The sequence below is a fragment of the Clostridioides sp. LIBA-6622 genome (assembly GCF_056716095.1).
Genome location: NZ_CP196998.1, coordinates 3,774,474 through 3,794,353 on the forward strand (window position 1 = coordinate 3,774,474; position 19,880 = coordinate 3,794,353).

Annotated in this window: 17 protein-coding genes and 1 riboswitch; of the genes, 3 read left to right on the top strand and 14 right to left on the bottom strand. The window is 28.3% G+C overall.

Annotation, left to right across the window (positions count from 1 at the left end; genetic code table 11):
* The 9 genes from pstC to ACTG47_RS17660 all read right to left on the bottom strand — a co-directional run bounded on the left by pstC (position 1) and on the right by ACTG47_RS17660 (position 10,148).
* Positions 1-918, bottom strand: coding sequence for a phosphate ABC transporter permease subunit PstC (gene pstC / locus ACTG47_RS17620; RefSeq protein ID WP_054271711.1), 918 nt, complete (start codon positions 916-918; stop codon positions 1-3).
* Between the two features lie 339 nt (positions 919-1,257).
* Positions 1,258-1,938 carry a response regulator transcription factor CmrT gene (gene cmrT / locus ACTG47_RS17625; RefSeq protein WP_479925520.1) on the bottom strand — a complete coding sequence of 227 codons (681 nt, stop codon included), beginning with the start codon at positions 1,936-1,938 and terminating at the stop codon, positions 1,258-1,260.
* Positions 1,939-1,987: 49 nt separating this feature from the next.
* On the bottom strand, positions 1,988-4,003 hold the full coding sequence (locus ACTG47_RS17630) for an ATP-binding protein (protein WP_479925521.1): 2,016 nt from the start codon (positions 4,001-4,003) through the stop codon (positions 1,988-1,990).
* Between the two features lie 71 nt (positions 4,004-4,074).
* A complete protein-coding gene (locus ACTG47_RS17635) occupies positions 4,075-4,752 on the bottom strand; it encodes a response regulator transcription factor (RefSeq protein WP_169467141.1) in 678 nt (225 codons plus the stop codon).
* A 574-nt stretch (positions 4,753-5,326) separates the two neighbouring features.
* A riboswitch (cyclic di-GMP riboswitch) is annotated at positions 5,327-5,410 on the bottom strand.
* 233 nt (positions 5,411-5,643) lie between these two features.
* Positions 5,644-6,477: a phosphate ABC transporter substrate-binding protein gene (locus ACTG47_RS17640; protein ID WP_169467140.1), complete on the bottom strand. Its 834-nt coding sequence runs from the start codon at positions 6,475-6,477 to the stop codon at positions 5,644-5,646.
* 256 nt (positions 6,478-6,733) lie between these two features.
* On the bottom strand, positions 6,734-8,518 hold the full coding sequence (gene pepF / locus ACTG47_RS17645; protein ID WP_479925522.1) for an oligoendopeptidase F: 1,785 nt from the start codon (positions 8,516-8,518) through the stop codon (positions 6,734-6,736).
* 66 nt (positions 8,519-8,584) lie between these two features.
* Positions 8,585-9,250 (bottom strand): MgtC/SapB family protein, encoded by a 666-nt coding sequence (locus ACTG47_RS17650; RefSeq protein ID WP_479925523.1) that lies wholly within the window; start codon positions 9,248-9,250, stop codon positions 8,585-8,587.
* Positions 9,251-9,399: 149 nt separating this feature from the next.
* On the bottom strand, positions 9,400-9,561 hold the full coding sequence (locus tag ACTG47_RS17655; RefSeq protein WP_169467135.1) for an aspartyl-phosphate phosphatase Spo0E family protein: 162 nt from the start codon (positions 9,559-9,561) through the stop codon (positions 9,400-9,402).
* Between the two features lie 77 nt (positions 9,562-9,638).
* A complete protein-coding gene (locus ACTG47_RS17660) occupies positions 9,639-10,148 on the bottom strand; it encodes a Gx transporter family protein (RefSeq protein ID WP_479925524.1) in 510 nt (169 codons plus the stop codon).
* A 206-nt stretch (positions 10,149-10,354) separates the two neighbouring features.
* Here ACTG47_RS17660 and ACTG47_RS17665 point away from each other — a divergent pair, with 206 nt between their 5' ends.
* Together ACTG47_RS17665 and feoB are read left to right on the top strand one after the other, a co-directional pair.
* Positions 10,355-10,573: a FeoA family protein gene (locus tag ACTG47_RS17665; RefSeq protein WP_021386230.1), complete on the top strand. Its 219-nt coding sequence runs from the start codon at positions 10,355-10,357 to the stop codon at positions 10,571-10,573.
* Positions 10,574-10,590: 17 nt separating this feature from the next.
* The gene (feoB, locus tag ACTG47_RS17670; protein ID WP_479925525.1) at positions 10,591-12,534 is read left to right on the top strand and encodes a ferrous iron transport protein B; all 1,944 of its coding nucleotides are present in this window, start codon (positions 10,591-10,593) and stop codon (positions 12,532-12,534) included.
* Between the two features lie 402 nt (positions 12,535-12,936).
* Here feoB and ACTG47_RS17675 read toward each other — a convergent pair whose 3' ends face one another.
* The gene (locus ACTG47_RS17675) at positions 12,937-13,122 is read right to left on the bottom strand and encodes a hypothetical protein (RefSeq protein WP_169467129.1); all 186 of its coding nucleotides are present in this window, start codon (positions 13,120-13,122) and stop codon (positions 12,937-12,939) included.
* 179 nt (positions 13,123-13,301) lie between these two features.
* Here ACTG47_RS17675 and ACTG47_RS17680 point away from each other — a divergent pair, with 179 nt between their 5' ends.
* Positions 13,302-13,883 (top strand): TetR/AcrR family transcriptional regulator, encoded by a 582-nt coding sequence (locus ACTG47_RS17680; protein ID WP_479925526.1) that lies wholly within the window; start codon positions 13,302-13,304, stop codon positions 13,881-13,883.
* Between the two features lie 70 nt (positions 13,884-13,953).
* Here ACTG47_RS17680 and proC read toward each other — a convergent pair whose 3' ends face one another.
* From proC to htrA, 4 genes are all read right to left on the bottom strand, one after another.
* Complete coding sequence (gene proC, locus ACTG47_RS17685) at positions 13,954-14,757, bottom strand: pyrroline-5-carboxylate reductase (RefSeq protein WP_169467126.1); 804 nt, start codon at positions 14,755-14,757, stop codon at positions 13,954-13,956.
* A 302-nt stretch (positions 14,758-15,059) separates the two neighbouring features.
* Positions 15,060-17,429, bottom strand: a complete 2,370-nt coding sequence (gene hypD / locus ACTG47_RS17690) for a trans-4-hydroxy-L-proline dehydratase (protein WP_479925527.1) — start codon at positions 17,427-17,429, stop codon at positions 15,060-15,062.
* Between the two features lie 4 nt (positions 17,430-17,433).
* Positions 17,434-18,342: a trans-4-hydroxy-L-proline dehydratase activase gene (locus ACTG47_RS17695; RefSeq protein WP_479925528.1), complete on the bottom strand. Its 909-nt coding sequence runs from the start codon at positions 18,340-18,342 to the stop codon at positions 17,434-17,436.
* Positions 18,343-18,686: 344 nt separating this feature from the next.
* The gene (htrA, locus tag ACTG47_RS17700) at positions 18,687-19,766 is read right to left on the bottom strand and encodes a serine protease HtrA (protein WP_479925529.1); all 1,080 of its coding nucleotides are present in this window, start codon (positions 19,764-19,766) and stop codon (positions 18,687-18,689) included.
* Positions 19,767-19,880: the final 114 nt, after the last annotated feature.

The window sequence follows — 19,880 nt, forward strand, 5'->3', positions numbered from 1 at the left end:
CTAATTTACCGCCTTATTTGAAAGTTTATTTAAAACTAAGTTTAAGATTAATATAAATGTAAACAACACTACTCCAGTTGCAAATAACATTTCTTGATGTGTACCAAATGCATATCCCATTTCAAGTGCTATATTAGTTGTAAGTGGTCTTACACTATCTGTTATTGAAGTTGGCATAACTGGTGAGTTTCCTGCAACAAGTATTACTGCCATTGTTTCTCCTAAAGCTCTTCCTACTCCTAATACTACTGCAGCTAATACTCCAGATTTTGCAGCTGGTAATACAACTTTAAATATTGTTTCTATTTTTGATGCACCAAGTGCTAATGAACCTTCTTTATATGCTTTTGGCACTGCTCTTATAGCAGTTTCTGATACAGATATTATTGTTGGTAACATCATTACTGCTAATACTATTACTATTGCTAATAAACTTTGACCTTTTGGAAGATTGAATATATTTTGTATCATTGGAACTATCACTGCAAGACCAAATACACCATATAATACTGAAGGTATACCTGCTAAAAGCTCAACTGCTGGTGACATTATTTTTGCTAATCTCTTAGGTGCTACTTCTGCTATAAATATAGATGTTAATATCCCTACTGGTACTCCTATCACAAGTGCTCCAAGTGTTGCAAATATTGATGCTACTATCATAGATGATATTCCAAATTTATTAGCAGAAGGAACCCAATCTGCACCAGTTAAAAAATCTATAAATGAGTATCCCTCAAATATAAATGGTCTTAATCCTTTATAAAATACAAATCCTATTATCAAAAGTAAACTTGCAACTGCTACCAAAGCGCTAAGTAGAAAAATATTTTTTGCTACTTTTTCAACTATATACTTTGTCTTGTTGCCATTATTATCATTTTTTTCTAAACCTACTAACCTAGATTTTACTATCATAATATCCTCCCATTAAAATATACTTATCAATTTTCATTCTGTATTCAAAATTTAAATTTTTATAATTCGTATCAATTAAATTTTCTATACTTTTATTCTACTTTTTTTAAGTTAAATCTATATTAGGATTAAGTTAAACAAGTGTAAAATTATATTCACTTTTTTAACATTGATTTTACTTTTAGAACTATTTTTGACATTTAGTTTACATTATGATGGTATTTGATTATATTAAAATAGCAGATATAAGTAATAATACATTTCCATGTAACTCATTACTTATATCTGCTATTGATATTTATTAATTAAATTTAGTCCTTTATAACCTATACATTCATATTATTCCTTATTAAAATAGTATCCTGCTCCTCTTATTGTTATAATTTTTTGAGGATTTTTATAATCTTTTTCTATTTTCTTTCTCAATCCGTTCACTGCAACTACTACACTATAATTATCCTCTAAATATTCATTTAACCACACATGTTCATATATCTCTTTAGTAGTCAATGTCTTTTCAGGATTCTCTATAAAATAATTTAATAGTTTATTCTCTGTTGGAGTTAATTTTATTATTTTGTCCTCTAATTTTATTACTCCACTAGTTCTATTATATTCCTCTAATTTTGAATTATTTTCATTACTATTTACATATGAAGTTACTCTTCTTAAAATTGCTTTTACTTTTGCATATAAAATTTCCAAATTTAGAGGTTTAATTAAATAATCATCTCCACCAGAATTTAAGGCATTTAAAATACTTTGGTCTTCATTTATGTAAGTCATATAAACAATTGGACAAGTAGTTACATTTCTTATTTTCTTGCAAAGAGTCCATCCATCACCATCAGTTAGGATTATCTCTAAAAATATTAAATCATATTTATTACTAAATATTTTTCCAATAGCTTCTTCACAGCTATAGGCTAAATCTATATTTATCCCTTTTCCTTCTAAAAAGTTTTTCAATTCCTGGCAATTATTCTTGTCTCCATCTATTATCAATATCTTAGTTTGCATTATAATCACTCCTAAATATCATTATTCTTTTATATTAAATAATCCATTACTATGAAAAACATAGACTTAATTTTATTGTAAAAACAGTTCCTTTTCCTAGCTGCGAATCTACAAAAATTTCTCCATTATGTTCTTTTACAATGGACTTTACAATATATAACCCTAACCCTTGACCTGTTGAAATGTCAGTATCTCTTGCTGTAAAGAATCGTTCAAATATCTTTGGTATATTTTCTGGTGGTATTCCTTTACCATTATCACAAACTTTAATAACTGCAAATCCATCTTCTTTATTCATTGACAAACTTATTTCCCCATCAAATGAAGTAAAACTTAAAGCATTATAGATTAAATTTTCAAATGCTCTAGCTAATCTTTCTTTATTTATATTTGCATATATCTTTTTCTCTAACATATACAATTCAAAATTCACACCACATGCTTGTGTGTCTGGTAAGTTATTTTCATATATCTCCTTGATGAAATCATTTAGACATATCTTCTCACTAATACCAATCTCTTTATCTTGTGATGTAAATTCTTGTAGACTACGTACTCTATTTTGTACCTCATTCGATTTTTGATTTATCGCATATAGATAAGTTTTTGTTTCTTCATCTACACGAATATTACCAACCTTTATTAAATCTATAAATGCCTGTATAGCTGAAACAGGTGCTTTTAAATCATGAGCCACATCGGCTAAGAACTTTTTACGTTCATTTAATAGTGTTGTAAGTTCATTAGTTCTTATTTCGACTTCATGTTCAAGATTCTTTGTTAGTTTCTCATTTTCTTTTATTATCATCTTGTTCCTATGTATCATCATAATAGAAAATAACATTACAATCATAAATCCACAGTATTCTGTTTGCCATCCCGTAAATATAGGCTCAAACCTGTTACTAGTTACTACATCAAATAATACACTAATACCAAACACAATGTTCACTGAAACTAAAATATAAGAAATTAAATGCTCAGAGCATGTCTTTTTATAGATTGAAACCAGTGAAGACACCAGTATATAAATAAATACAATATATTTATATATATCTATTAATTTTCCATACATATCAACAAAATATATATCATATGGGAGAAGAACAACTGGTATCACAATAGATATGATACACATTGTAATTCCTAATGGTAAAATTAAAAATCTATATCCTTTATTTCCTTCTATTTTTGATATACTTCCATTTATACAAATAATACATAAGACTGCTATAAAATATGATGAATCTTCAACTGCATATGTAAAATTCACTAAAGGAAGTCCCAATAAATGTACAAAGGGATATGATACATGTATTGCAAAGAAAATACACATACATCCAAAATAAAAGTAGAGTTTACTTTTTTTTGATAAAAACCAAACAGCCAATGAAAATATAGCTATTGCAAAAGTTGTGAAACAAATTATACTATAAAAAAGTAATCGATAAAATATCATATTGCTTACGTCTTTTGTTTCCCCTAATGCAGGTGGATAATACATACCACTATAATAATGTGAGAAATTAGATACATTGATTATAATTTCTGTATCTTTCTTTGCAACAAAACTCACTACTGAATTTTTAATTTTAGGTCTATACTTCTCTGTGCCTACATCTCCTAATTTGGAAGCTAGTTCTCCATTTATCCATACTTCACTTGCACAAAAAATTTCAGGGATCTCTAAACTTAACACCTTATCCTTACCTTCATTTTTTATTCTCATACGATAAGTTGCATTACCATATGGTGATTGGTTCTCTTTTCTCATCGAGAAATCTGGATATTGACCTATAAAAATGTATTCTGGTTTTATATGTTTTTCTATAAAATTATTTGGTTTATATATTTTATGATTATAAAACTCCCAGTCATCTATTAGGAATACAAGTTTATTTTTAGTAAAAGTATCATTATTTATAGTTAAAATTCCATTACTTGCTCTAATAGACTTATATGTATATTTATTATCATATTTATACAGAAGATTTAATCCTGTTATTGCCAACAGAGAGACTATCAATACAATGAGTGTTCCTTTTAGCATATTATACTTTTTCATTGCATCAACCACATCTCTTTCATAGTAGTACTAAATAAAACAAGAACTATTTATTGATTCCAGTATCTCACTTATGGTACAAACTTATATCCTTTTCCCCATACGGTTTGAATGTATTGATGTTCTCTGCTTAAAGAATTAATTTTTTTCCTCATCTGTGCAATATGAACCTGTACTGTATGTTGTTCTCCAATATCAGGCATTTTCCAAACTTGATTATATATTTCTATTTTTGAGAATACTTGTTCTTTATTTTCAGCTAGAAACAACAGTATTTCAAACTCCATGGTGGTTAAGTCAATACTTTTTTCGTCAAAAGTTACTTTTCTTGAATTCACATTTATTACTAAAGATGAAAACTTTAACACATTAGGAACTGATGTAATGTTTTTATATTGCCTCATACGAGCATATATTCTAAGTTCAAGCTCTTTTAAGCTATATGGTTTTGTTATATAGTCATCCCCTCCAGCTAAGAATCCCTGAACTCTTTTTTCTTCATGTTCATAATTAGATAAAAATATTATAGGTATGTTAACCTTTTCTTTTATAAGATTGCATACCTTATATCCATCTAAGTCTGGCAATGAAATATCTAGAATTATACAATCTAAAACTACACTTTCTACTATCTTCATAGCACCTCTAGCTGTCTTAGATGTATATACATTAAAACCTATATTTGAAAAATAAATTTGATTTATATTTAAAATATCAACATCATCATCTACAATTAGTAAGTTATACATTACACCACTCCATTCAAAAATATTTCAATCATAGTCTCAGATTTTAATTATTACAAATTATGATGTTTTATTTTTTATATAACTGGTATTATTATTTTATAATATCTTTACAAACTAGACTATAAAACTTAAGTATTTTTGAATAATTCTTGAATATTTTATAAAATATTAAGATTCATTATTAAATACTAATCAAAGTCTCCGATTGTTGGAAAATGGAGCTTAAGGCGATTTTATATTATAAATTTATTATTTCTCTATAAACTTGTTCATCAGCTAGTTTGAGTATTGATTTATGTCGTTTATATAGTTATAATATAAAATAAATTGGATTATTTTGGTAAATATATTGTTACAAAAAGTTTATATTTCGCATCTTAAAGTTTATAAAAGCTTTATTTTCTTATTATAATTGTATTATGCTTTTTTAAAAATTCCCCTTTTCCAACAAATGGCTACTTTACAAGCCAAAATTCCGTATATTAAATTAAATCTAACTACTAAATAAGATAGTATTTAGTTTTTTTATATTTTTGTTAAATTTAAAACAAAAAAAGGCTATGCAATATAAAATTATATTCATAGCCGGTTGCACCACTAACTCCATATACCCCTAGATGCCCAATAATAAGGTATACTTCTCAGTTTCTAAAATATTTGTGTTGAAAAATTTTAATACATTTTAATAAATTTCCTTTTTATTCTAACATTGTAATATTATTTTGTCAATATTCCAATATTCTTTAGAGATAATGCACTAAAATATCTATTATATAATTAAAATATTTGAATTTCTATCACCAATAATAGACAATACCCTGCAAGTTATAGCAACATTTTTATGTGCTTATCTTACAGGGTAATATATCTATTTTATATTAAATATTCATTTTATTGATTAACTTTAATAAATCCTTTTTCTGAAACAAGTGCTTGTCCTTCATCACTCAATATATAATCGATTAAAGCTTTCCCTTTTTCTGATAAATTATCTTCTTTATTAACTAATATAAATGGTCTTGATATTGGATATTTATTAGCTATTACATTTGCATCAGTTGCTTCAACATCATTTATTTTCAAACTATTAACCTTTTCATCAACATATCCAAATGATATATATCCTATAGCATTTTCATTTCCTTCAACTGTAGTTTTTATATTTCCTGAACCATCACTTATTTGTGCATCTTTAGTTAATTCTTCTGATTTGAATCCTACAATTTCTTGGAATCCATCTCTAGTTCCTGAACCTTCTTCTCTTGATACAATTACTATTGGTGCATCATTTCCTCCTACGTCTTTCCAGTTAGTTATCTTTCCTGTATAAATACCTTTAACATCATCCATTGTTAGATTTTTTACTGGGTTAGCAGTATTAGTTATCAATGCTATACCATCTATCGCTATCTTAGTTTCCTTTAATCCAGCACTTTTTTCTTCATCTTTTAAATCTCTTGAACTCATTCCTATCTCAGATGTTCCTTCTATAGCATTTTTTATACCTCCAGAAGAACCAATCTGTTGTACTTCTACACTAACACCTTGATTTTTTTCCTGAAACTTTTCTCCGATAGTTTCCATAAGAGGACCTATTGAAGTCGAACCTGAAACAGAAACTTTATTTGAGTCTCCTGAACCTCCTGATCCAGAACCACATCCTACTGCTAAAACTCCAACTAACATTGTACTAGCTAAAAGAACTCCTATTTTCTTTTTAAACATTTCACTTACCCCCGCTTATATTTTAATTTTTTTATTGTCACAGTTTCTATATTTTAATAATACATATTTTTTGTTAAGTGAATATTAGAGCGAGGTTAAGTAAGTGTAAATATTGTTAAATGCATGTAAAGATTTAATTTTGTACGGTATATTTCAAATTAGATTAATTTTTTTAAGTTTCCTTTGAAGCATATGAATATCATACAACATATGTCATTATTATAAGCGTTCTCTAAAACCATTGATTTACTATATTTTATAACTCTTTTTCTAGTTTCTTAACTAAACCAGCAAATACATTTAAAGCTTCCTCTACAGATTCTTTTTTTGTCATATCTACACCAGCAGTCTTTAATTGTTCTAAAGGATACTCTGACCCTCCACTTTTTAAAAAGTTTATATATCTATCTACAGCAGTACCTCCTTCTGAAAGTATCTGTTGGCTTAGAGCACTTGCAGCCGAAAACCCTGTAGCATACTTATATACATAGAAATTTGAATAAAAATGAGGAATTCTAGCCCACTCTATTCCTATTTGTTTATCTACTATTGCAGATTTTCCATAATACTTTTCATTTAGTTTATAGTATATATCAGTAAATTCATCAGCTGTAAGTGGCTCTCCACCCTCTACTCTTCCATGTACAATTTTTTCAAATTCAGCAAACATAGTTTGTCTATGGACTGTAGTCCTAAATTGTTCTAAATAATAATTTAGTAGATATATAGTTTCATCTTTAGACTTAGAATTTTCTAATAAATAATTTATAAGAAGTAATTCATTTAAAGTAGAAGCAACTTCTGCAACGAATATTTTGTAGTCTGAATATAAAAATGGCTGACTTGTTCTTGAATAATGGCTATGGACAGAGTGGCCCAATTCATGAATTAAAGTAAATAGAGAATTAAGGTCATTTTTATAGCTCATTAATATATAAGGATGCGAATCATAACTTCCCCAAGAATAAGCTCCTCCTTTTTTACCTTCATTATCATATACATCAATCCAACCTTCTTCAAAAGCATTTCTTATAACTTTCAAGTATTCTTCTCCCAAAGGCTTAAGTGCCTCTAATATGATATCCTGTGCTTTGTCATATGGTATATCCATGTCAAATTTATCTGTCAAAGGAACATATAAATCATACATGTGTATTTCACTTAACCCTAAAAATTTCTTTTTAAGTTCAACATATTTATTCAAAGTAGGGAGACTTTCATCTATAGCTGATATAAGATTATTGTAGACATCTAAACTTACATCATCTGAAAATAAAGAAGCTTCTATTGCTGAATTATATTTTCTAGTTTTTGCATAAAATATCTCTGACTTTACCCCACCATAAAGTGTTGATGCAAATGTATTTTTATACTTTCCATAAGTTGAAAATACACCTTCAAAAGCTTCTTTTCTAACTCTACCATTTTTACTTTTTATAAATAAAGAGTAATTAGAATGAGAAAGCTTAACTTTATTACCTTCTTCATCTTCTATCTCAGGAAATTCCATATCTGCATATGTTAACATATCATATACATTTTCTGGAACTGTTGATAGTTCTGATGTAGCTGCAAGTATTTCTTCTTCTCTTTCGCTTAAAGTATGAGGTTTATCTCTTAATATATCCTTGATATACTTTGCATAAAAAGACAACTTCTCATCCTTTAAATATTCATTTAATTTATTCTCTTCTATAGCCAGTATCTCTGGAACTATATAAGAAGTAGCCACACCCAAATCAGTTGATAACATTTCTGTCTTAGTAGCTCTACCTTGATTGTCATTAATTCTAGTGTCTTCATGTTGTTTCATATGAGTATATACATATAGATTTTGAACAATCCTAGATGCATTTTCAGAGATATTTAATACTTTATATAAATTCTCTTTACTATCAGAAACTTTACCTTTATATCCTTTTACCTCTTGAATAAGATTTTTTACTTTGCTTATATCTTTTTCGATGTCTTCTTTACTAGAATACATCTTATCTATCTTCCACTTATACTTTTCTTCCATTGTACTTCTATCAGTTCCCATATAATACACCTCTATTTTGATTTGTTTTTATATTTTATTCTCTTTACAAAATATATTGTATATATTTTAGTCCAAATAATCTACATTTATTACTCCTTCTATCATATTTATTTCTTTCATAACATCATGTAAGTGTATTCTTTTGCCATAAGATACAAAAAAATTAACCTTCCAGTATTCTTCATTACGACATTCTATTTCCATGTTTCTTACAATAAGTTGATTTTTTTCAAATTTATCATATAAAAAAGGTATTGAATCCAGATTACTTAGTTTTAATATCAGCACATTTTTTTCTTGACTGAATAGAAAAGTATTTATTATTCTAAGTACAAATAATGCTATCATTACAAATAGCCCGCCTAAAATTGACAATTCGTAATAACCATAACCTACTGCTATTCCAATACATGCAGTTGCCCACATACCAGCAGCTGTAGTAAGTCCCTTTACTCCACCTTTATTTTTTAAAATTGCTCCTGCACCTAAAAAACCAATTCCAGATAATACTTGGGCAGGCATTCTTGCTGGATCAGCATTTGTATATAAATTATAATCAAAAAATAACTGAATTGAAGTTATCGAAACAATACAAGAACCTATTGCTATTAATATATGTGTCCTAAATCCCGCAAATTGCCTTATTTTTTCTCTCTCTAAACCTATTATTCCTCCTATTATTAGGGCTAAAAATAATCTTATTGCTATCTCCTTGCTTCCTATATCAACCATAATATAAAACCCTCCTGACTTAATCATAATTATGTCCTACAGATAATCTACACATCAGAAATAATATTTTATATCTTAATATTATTATTAATATATGTAAAATATGGCTATCTGTTAATTTTTGATACAAAAAAACCCACAACTGTGGGCTATTTGCATAAGTACATGTATTTATTTATTAATATATCTATTTTCTTACTTGATTCTACTAACTCTTCTTGAAATATTTCTGGATATTCTATGTATGTATTTATCTCTTCCCTAACTGCTTCAATTTCATTTTTTAACGCTTCTAATTCATTGTTCGCCATAATAATCACCACTATTACAAATTTGTATATTTTTATATACATTTTATCAAACAATATTATATTTTGTCAATATTATGTCAATAAAACTTACTATAAAAGTGCTTCAACTTGGGTACTGTATACCTAGATACTAAGCCTACAAACATACCCGTTACCAATGATGCCATTAACATAAATGGTAAGTATCCTATAGTAAGTATATTTTCTATAATTAAACTTGCAACTATTAATTGACCTATATTATGTCCTATTGCACCTATAATGCTTATTCCTATCAATGATAAACCTTTTATTTTACTTGCTAAATACATAAATAAAAGACTTAGATAAGCTCCTCCTATACTAAATAGAAGATAAGACAAAGGACCTGCGAATATTGATGACAAAATTACCCTGATAGTAACAATTATAACAGTATCTTTGACACCTAACAACATTAATGAAATTAAAGTTATAATATTGCTCAAACCCAATTTTGCCCCTGGAAATATAACTATAAGAGGATTTGGTATGTATGTCTCTAATACATATAAAGCTAAACTATACCCTATCATAAGACCTAAAAATGTCATTTTTCTAGTTTTCATTAAGTTAACTCCTTCAAAATTTATCTATCATCTTACATTATAATACAAAATATATAAAAACACCTAATTTAGATTAAAATATTTTTCAATTTGTTTAGAATAAATATTAGTGATTTCAATGTTCAATTACCTCTATACTTCTTGACTTTTTGTATCATACTTGTTACAATTTTAATGATAATGAATTTCATTAGGAGGTGCTAATAATGACTGTTTACGATTTAAAAATAGGAGAAAAAGGACTTATTAATAGTATAGATGGAGATATTAAATTATCTAAAAGATTACTTGCACTTGGATGTATAAATAGTACTGAAATAGAAGTTAAAAAGGTTGCTCCATTTGGAGACCCAATTATAATCAGATTTAGAGGTTTTGACCTTGCTATTAGAAAATCTGATGCTAAAAATATTTCTTTACAATAATAGAGGAGGAGCTACCCGTGATTAATGTAGCATTATTAGGAAACCCAAATGTTGGTAAAACTACTGTTTTTAACCTACTTACAGGTTCAAATCAATATGTAGGTAACTGGCCTGGTGTTACTATAGAAAAAAAAGAAGGATTTATTGGGAAAGAAATAAAGGTTGTAGATTTACCAGGTATATATGCAATGGATACTTTCTCAAATGAAGAAAAAGTTTCTAAGTCATATTTAGAAAATGAAGATGTTGATGTAATAGTAAATGTAGTGGATGCCTCTAACTTATCGAGAAACCTATATTTAACAACTCAACTTATGCAATTTAAAAAACCTATAGTTATACTGCTTAATATGTTAGATATAGCAGAATCTAAAGGTATTAATATAGATGCTAAAAAATTAGGTGAAGAACTTGGAGTAATCGTTGTTCCAATTATTGCAAAAAAGAAAAATGGCGTTGAGAAAATAGAAGAAGAAATTAAAGGAGCTACCCAAAAAGCTTTTATATATCAAACAAATTTTGGAAGTGAAACAGAAACATACAAAAAATTAGAATCCATGTTATCAAGATGTACAAAAACTACATATACACAAAAAAAATCTATCAGTGATAAAATAGACAATATAGTTTTAAATCCCATATTAGCCTATCCAATATTTATTGGTGTATTGTTCCTCTTATTTAAATTTACCTTTGATTGGGTCGGAGGACCACTACAAGAGGGCTTTGCTAGTCTTATAGAAACTTATATCTCTACACCTGCTAGTGATATGTTATCTAACTCTAGTCCATGGTTTAAGTCACTTATAGTTGATGGTATAATTGGAGGTGTTGGTGGTACTTTACCATTCTTCCCTTTAATATTTACATTATTTTTTGGTATATCATTATTTGAAGATAGTGGATATATGTCAAGAACAGCATTTTTAATGGATAAAGTTATGAGAAAGGTTGGTCTATCTGGTAAAGCTTTTATACCTATAGTTATGGGTATGGGATGTTCTTCTCCAGCTATAATGGCAACTAGAACATTGGAAAGTGAAAAAGACAGAAGGGTTACAGCTCTTATTGCACCACTTATGACTTGTGGAGCAAAACTACCTATATATGCACTATTTGTAGCTATATTCTTTCCACATAATGCTGCTTTAGTGACTACATCACTATATTTAGTTGGTATAGTTATGGCAATCGTAATTGCATTATTCTTAAATAAAACAGCATTTAAAACAGAGGCTGAACCATTTATATTAGAATTACCAGAATATAGAGTTCCTACTATAGATGCACTTATTAAAAATACATGGAACAAATCAAAAGGTTTCTTAATAAGAGTTGTTACTGTTATGTTTGCAATGTCAGTTGTAATTTGGGGACTTTCTTCATTTAATGTCTTTGGATATACAGAAGATATAAATGTAAGCTTTTTAGCTACTTTGGGGCATATTATAGCTCCTATATTCAAGCCTCTTGGTTTTGATGACTGGAGAACTTCAGTTGCCATTTTAAGTGGTCTTGGAGCAAAAGAAATCGTAGTAAACTCTTTAAATATACTATATGGCAATCTAACTGTTGTATTGCCAACAATATTTAATGGAGTTACTGCATATACTTTCTTGATATTTACTGCTTTATATACTCCATGTATAGCTGCACTTGCAACTATGAAAAAAGAATATGGTAATAAGATGATGTTTGCATCATTTGCATATCAGTTTATATTAGCATGGATAATGGCATTTATAGTTAAAAGTATTGGTGGAGTATTATTTATGGGTAATTCAGTAATGGAAGCTTTGATAGGCGGAATAATTATAGTTATTGCATTTGTAATTTTATTTAACAAATTCAAATCTACAAAGAATGGAGACGGTTGTAGTGGATGCTCTGGTTGTTCTGGATGTCCAAGTTCTAATTCTTGCTCAGATGATAAAAATAATAAAAAGAGCAGTACACACTAATATAGAAATATTTTAATTTGAAAATAAATTTAAAGAACTATCTTTTACACATAGTTTTACAAAAATCTTATTATAAAATAGAAGAAGCTATCACACAAACAATTTTAAATTGTTATGTGATAGCTTTTTTTACTTGTTAAGCTTCTTACTACCTAACTTCATGTGGAACTTAGTATCTTTTGGAATACTTGGGTCTACTCCTCTTAATGTAGGTATTTCTCCACATATTAATTGTATAGGTATTATAAAGTTGAATGTTTGATAATAAGGATTATCTATAATGATACTTATAAACTTTATCTTCCTGCTATGATACAGTTACAATATAGTTAAAAAATTATCCAGTTAATCGTTAACCTTTAAGTAATAAATTATCACTCAATCATTAATCTGTTTCATAGATTAATCTTCTTTTTTTTGTATCTCATATGTTTCTTCACTATCATATAATTCTTTGAATAATCTTGCAGTTTTTTTCCCTGCTTTTGCATAAGCTTTTCCGACTTCAATACCAGTATCACGATATGCATTCCCAATTTTTTTAGAAGAAGATACAATATTCTCTATTTCTTTTTTTATACTATTCATATATATTCCACCTTTCTAAAGCCTTGATTTTTATTTTAAGTAGAGTATACTATTATATAATATTATACACAATGTATAGATTTTAATATTTTATATGAATTTATACAATTTAAATTATATTTGTATATATTTATACATATATTAAAAAATTATTAAAGACTATTGGAGACAATTAGAACATGAAAAAAGAAAGAAGAGATATAAGAAAATCAAGAGAATCAATAAAACAAGCCTTTATTAAACTAAGTATAAACCATGATATTAATAAAATTACTGTGAAAGAAATTTTAGAATTAGCTGATGTAAGTAGGGGAACATTTTATGCTCATTTTAAAGATATTTACGAAGTTCAAGAGCAAATAGAAGAAGAACTCTTCAATAAATGCCTGTCTGTAATGAAAGAAAGCAATATTTACGATATAGTTGAAAATCCATATCCTCAAATTTTAGAGGTTGTTATTTTCTTCCAAAAACATGCAAGTACAATTAAAAATTTATCTTGTAATGGTAGAAATGCATCTTTCTTTTATAAATACAAAGATATACTAAAAAAAGGACTCCAAGAAAGTAGTCACACAATAAAAGATAAAAAAACTGTAGACATTTTAGATGCTTGTATTATAGGAGGAATTATAGATGGCTGTTTAGAGATGATTTCTAAAGAGTATAGCGAAAACAATATAGAAACAGCAGAAAAGACTGCAAAAACTATTAGCACATTTATTGCACATGGTATGAATGGACTAAAAAATAAAATCTAAAATAAAAATGTCTCAAAACAAACCATGAGAGTAATTTTGAGACATTTATTTTTATATTATTCGTAATTTATTATTTACTCATATCTTTAGATTTATCTATAGCAGCAACAATAGATTTTATAACTGCTGATCTAAACCCTTCTTCTTCTAACACTCTAACTGCTTCTATAGTAGTCCCTGCTGGAGAACAAACCATATCTTTTAATTCACCTGGATGTTTACCAGTTTCAAGAACCATCTTAGCTGACCCCATAACTGCTTGTGATGTAAATTTATAAGCTTGTTGTCTTGGCATACCAGCTAATACTGCTGCATCTGCCATAGCTTCTATAAACATAAATACATATGCAGGAGAAGACCCACTAACACCTGTAACAGTATCCATTAAATATTCTGATACTATCTCTGCCTCTCCAAATGATTCAAATAAAGCCTTAATCGTATTTAGTTCTTCATCAGTTACATTATTATTTTTACAAAGGGCCGACATTCCTTCCCCAACAAGAGCTGGAGTATTTGGCATTACTCTTACTATTTTTTTATCTGAACCTATAATATTTTCTAATGCTTCTATAGTTTTTCCTGCTGCTATTGATACTATTATTTTATCTGCATCTATTAATTCTTTAAGTGGAGTTAAAGCTTTTTCACATATATTAGGCTTAAGTGCCACTAGTATTACATCAGAATTTGAAACAGCTACCTTTGAATCAGTTGTAGTGTTTACTGGAAATTCTGCTTTTACTTTATCTAAAGCAATTTGGCTTAAGTCTGATACAGTTATATCTTCTGCTTTTACTAGACCTGATTTTACTATACCACCTATCATTGCACTTCCCATATTTCCTGAACCAATAAATCCTAAAGTTTTCATATCAAATCTCCTTTTTTCTATTAGTTTTTATTTTAAAGTAGCTAAATTAACTGTATTTTAACTGCTTAAAATTGTCTTATACTCATGAAATTTAACCTCATTATATTAATATAATTTATTCCTATTGTAAGGCTTATTAAATATAAATTTAACGATTTTTTCATTAAACTTAACGAGCTAACTTCCAATTTAGAAAGTTAGCTCATAATTAATCTTAAATTTTTCAAATGGTATCTAATAGTATATACTCTATTATACCAGTTGCGTTTTTATATGGTAATAAGTTTTGTTAACAAACAATCCTAGAATGTTTGCTCAGTTCTTCCTATTATCTCATCTTGTAGTGTTCTACTTAGGTTATTAAAATGGTCACTATATCCTGCGACTCTAACTATTAGGTCTTTATAATCTTGAGGATTCTTTTGAGCTTCTAATAATACGTTTTTATCAAATACATTGAATTGTATATGATGTCCATCCATATTAAAGTATGCTCTTACTAGATTCGCCATATTATCCAATCCTTTTTCCCCTTGAACTACTGATGGTGCAAATCTTTGATTTAATAATGTTCCACCAGTTTTTATATGGTCCATCTTAGCACAAGATTTTATAACTGCTGTAGGTCCATTAGTATCCCCACCTTTTTCAGGTGAGATTCCCTCTGAAACTGGTTTTGCACAAAGTCTACCATTTGGACTTGCTCCCATAATTTCACCAAAGTATACATGACAAGTTGTTGGTAGCATATCTACTCTATATTCTCCACCACAAACAGTTGGTCTACCAGTTACCTCATTATAATATGTGTTGAATATATCTTGCATTATTTCATCAGCATAATCATCATCATTTCCATATTTAGGAGTCTTATTTGAAACTAAATTAAATATAGCTTCGTATCCTTCAAAGTTAGCATCAAGTGCTTTAAGTAATGTATCCATATCGAATTTTTTCTTATCGAATACATTATATTTTATTGCTGTTAAACTATCTGTTATAGTTCCTATACCAACACCTTGTATATATCTAGTGTTGTATCTCGCTCCACCTCTTTGATAGTCTTTACCTTTTTCTATACAATCATCAACTATTGTAGACATAAGTGGGCAAGGCATGTGTTTTGCACATATATTTTCTATTACAGCATTTCCTTCTATTTTTATATCAATCATATAATGTAATTGCTTTTTAAACGCATCAAATAATTCTTCATAAGATTTAAAACTTCTAGGGTCTCCAGTTTTAATACCTATTTGTTTTTTGTTAATTGGGTCATACCCATCATTTAATGTTAATTCAAGTATCTTTGGAATATTCATATATCCAGTTAAAACATATGCTTCTTTACCAAAACATCCAGTTTCAACACAACCACTAGTTCCACCAAGTCTTGCATCTTCTATAGTCTTTCCAGCTTCCATAAGCTCTTGCACTATTGCTTCAGTATTATAAAATGCTGGTTGCCCCCAACCTTTTCTTGATATTTCACAAGCTCTCTTTAAGAACTTTTGAGGAGTTTTTTTACTTATTTGAACGTTTGAGCTTGGTTGTATCAACTTCATCTCATCCATAACATCAAGTATTATATAACTAACTTCATTAACGCCATCTTGACCATCTGGGTTTATTCCACCAGTATTTATATTTGCAAAGTCTGTATATGTGCTGCTTTCTTTTAATGTTATACCAACTTTTGGTGGTGCTGGTTGATTATTAAATTTAACCCATAAGCATTCAAGTAATTCTTGTGCTTTATCTCTATCTAGTATTCCGTTTTCTACATCTCTTTCATAGAAAGGATTTAGATGCTGGTCAAGTCTTCCTGGAGTAAAAGCATCCCATATATTAAGCTCAGTAGTAACTCCTATATGAACAAACCAGTACATTTGTATAGCTTGATGATAAGTTTCAGGTTTATGAGCTGGTACAACATCACAAGTTTCAGCAATTAGTAATAAATCTTTTTTCTTAGCTTCATCTGTTTCTTCTTCTGCCATTTGTCTTGCTTTCTCAGCATATCTCTTACCTAATATCACCATTGCATCACAAGCTATTGCCATAGCTTCTAAATCAGCTTTTTTATTATAAGCATCTAAATCATTAAGAAAATCTAATTCTTTTAGTCTTGTTTCTACATCTTTCTTTAAATCTAAAAACCCTTTTTTATATATTGTATCTCCACAAACTGTATGCCCAGGAGCTCTTTGCTCCATAAACTCTGTGAACATACCTGCTTCATATGCCGCTAACCATTCTGGTGTCATTGCATTTATTATTTTTTCTCTTGTTTGTCTCTTTTTCCAGAAAGGTATTATTTCTTCCTGTTGTATTTTTTTAGCTTCTTCAGATACACTGAAATTTATTATATCTCTGTTGTGCATTACATCTAAATCTTCTAATGTATGACAACAAATTTCTGGATATGTTGGTGCTCCATTAGGAGAATCACCTTTTTCACCGACTATTAATTCGCCATCATTTATGCTAAGAGTTCTATTTTCAATATAATGCTTAAATGATAAAGCACGAAGTACAGGAATCTCTACACTTCCCTCGTATTTTTTATAAGCTTCTGTCATAAGTACTGCTCTTTCAATAGATATGTGTGGTTCTGCATTAACACTTTCTTCTCTTAATTTTTTAGTTCTCTCAAAAGTTCCTCTTGACATTTTATTACCCCCCAATCTTAGTATTGAAATTACTTGCTTCAAATAGCTCTTTTATTTCTTCTAATTTTTCTTCAGTTGGTCTTTGTAATTCTTCTCCCTCATACTTTTTATATATCTTATCATACTTATGTTTACCAATATTATGATATGGAAGAAGACTTACATCTTTTATATTCAAAGGCTTTAAAAACTCTATCATTTTTTTAACCTCTAAATTTTCATCATCTACATTTACTCCTACAATTAATGGTATTCTTATATTTATATTCGCTCCTAATTCACTCAAAAGTTTAACATTTTTTAATATCAAGTCATTTGATTTTCCTGTAAATTTTATGTGCTTTTCTTCATCAATAAGCTTAATATCATATAAAAATAAATCTGCACATTTTGCAACTCTCTCATAATTTTCTGACTTTGCATAGCCACAAGTATCAATTGCTACATGAATCCCCTTTGATTTGCACATATTTATTACTCCACAAATAAAATCCATATCTTGAGCCATTACTTCCCCACCTGATAGAGTTACTCCTCCACCCGATTCTTCATAAAAAATTCTATCTTTCTCTATCTCTTTAACCAAGTTTTTTACAGAATACTCTTGACCGACAATCTCTCTTGCATTATTTACACAATAGTCTAAGCAAGTTTCACAAAATTCACACTTGTCTTGGTCTAAACATATTTTTGTTTCCCCTTTAAAAATTGCTTTATGAGGGCATATGTTTATACATGCTTCACATTTTGAACATCTTTCCTCATTATACAGAACTTGTTTTGTATATGTTTGACTCTCTGGATTATGACACCAAACACATTCAAGTGGACATCCTTTAAAAAAAACCGTACTTCTTATTCCTGGTCCATCATGTATACTACATTTTTGTAAATTTATAACTAATGGATTCATAATTTTTCACCCCTAAATAATATCCATTTCATTTTTTCACTTTTATGCGATTCTTCTTCATATACTATATCTATGAAAAGCATTTCTACAATTACATAATACTATATTTGTTATTATTTTGTCTATATTTTTTTAGTCATATTAAAAAAATTTATTTTATTGTGATATTTATATTGATTTTATAAATTAAATTTAAATATTTATTAAATTTATTTTTATAAGTAAATATAGCTATAATACATAAACAATATATTATTTTTGTTAATTTAGATATATATGCTATAAAAATTAAATAAAAATAGAGACTACACTTTATCATGTAGTCTCTATCTCTCTAGTCATATTTAGAAATTCACATTTATTGTTACTGCTTTTCCGCCTCTATTTACTGTAATTTTTGTACTAGCTCCTTTTGAGAAAGTATATAGCTTTTTATTTAGGTCATTCATACCTGTTATATTTGCATCTCCTACTTTAGTTATAATATCTCCTACTTTTACACCAGCTTTTTCTGCTGATGAACCAGATACTACTTCTGCAACATAAACACCTTTATCAGTACTTAATTTTGTACCTGTAGCTGCTTCATAGTTTGATACATCTGTACCTTTTATACCTAAAGTCACTTTTTCATATTTTCCGTTTTTTATTACTTCTTCAACTATGCTTTTAGCAGTATTAATTGGTATTGCAAATCCTAGTCCTTCTGCTTGAGAAGCTTTTGCTGTGTTTATACCGATTACTTGACCTTTTTGATTTAATAATGGTCCTCCACTATTTCCTGCATTTATACTTGCGTCAGTTTGTAATAAACCAGTCATATTAGTTTTTTCTGTTTGTATAGTTCTATCTAAACCACTTATTATCCCTTGAGTAACTGTTTTTTGAAAATCTAATCCAAGCGGATTACCTATTGCTATTGATATATCTCCAACTTTTACTTTATCACTATCAGCAAATTCTGCTGGTGTTAAACCAGTTTTATCAACTTTAACTATAGCTAAATCAAGTTGTTGGTCAAACCATACAACTTTACCTGAAGTTGTTGAACCATCATTAAATAGTACATTTACACTTGTAGCTTGACCATCTGATATAACATGAGAATTTGTAAGTATATAGCCATTTGAATCTACTATGATTCCAGTTCCTACACCTTGTGTTTCAGTTGGAATTGCAAACATATTATTATTATCAACACTAGTTGTCGTAATACCTACAACAGATGGTGTAGCTTTTTCTGCAACTGCTTGATAAATATTTTGACTCTTACCATCATCATTTACAACTATTGGCGTAGAGTTGCCTGTACTTTTACTTCCTAAATTATCTTTAACTAAAATTATTGTTAGCAAACTACTAAGTATTGAACTTATTATAGCGACTAATATTACTAAACTTATACCTTTCTTTCTTCTTGACATCTCATACCACTCCCTATCTAATATAATATAAATTATCAAAATATATTTTTCCCAATTTTTCATAAAAAAATGAAATCATCTATTTTGAGTAAACTCCTTTTCGATGATTTCATT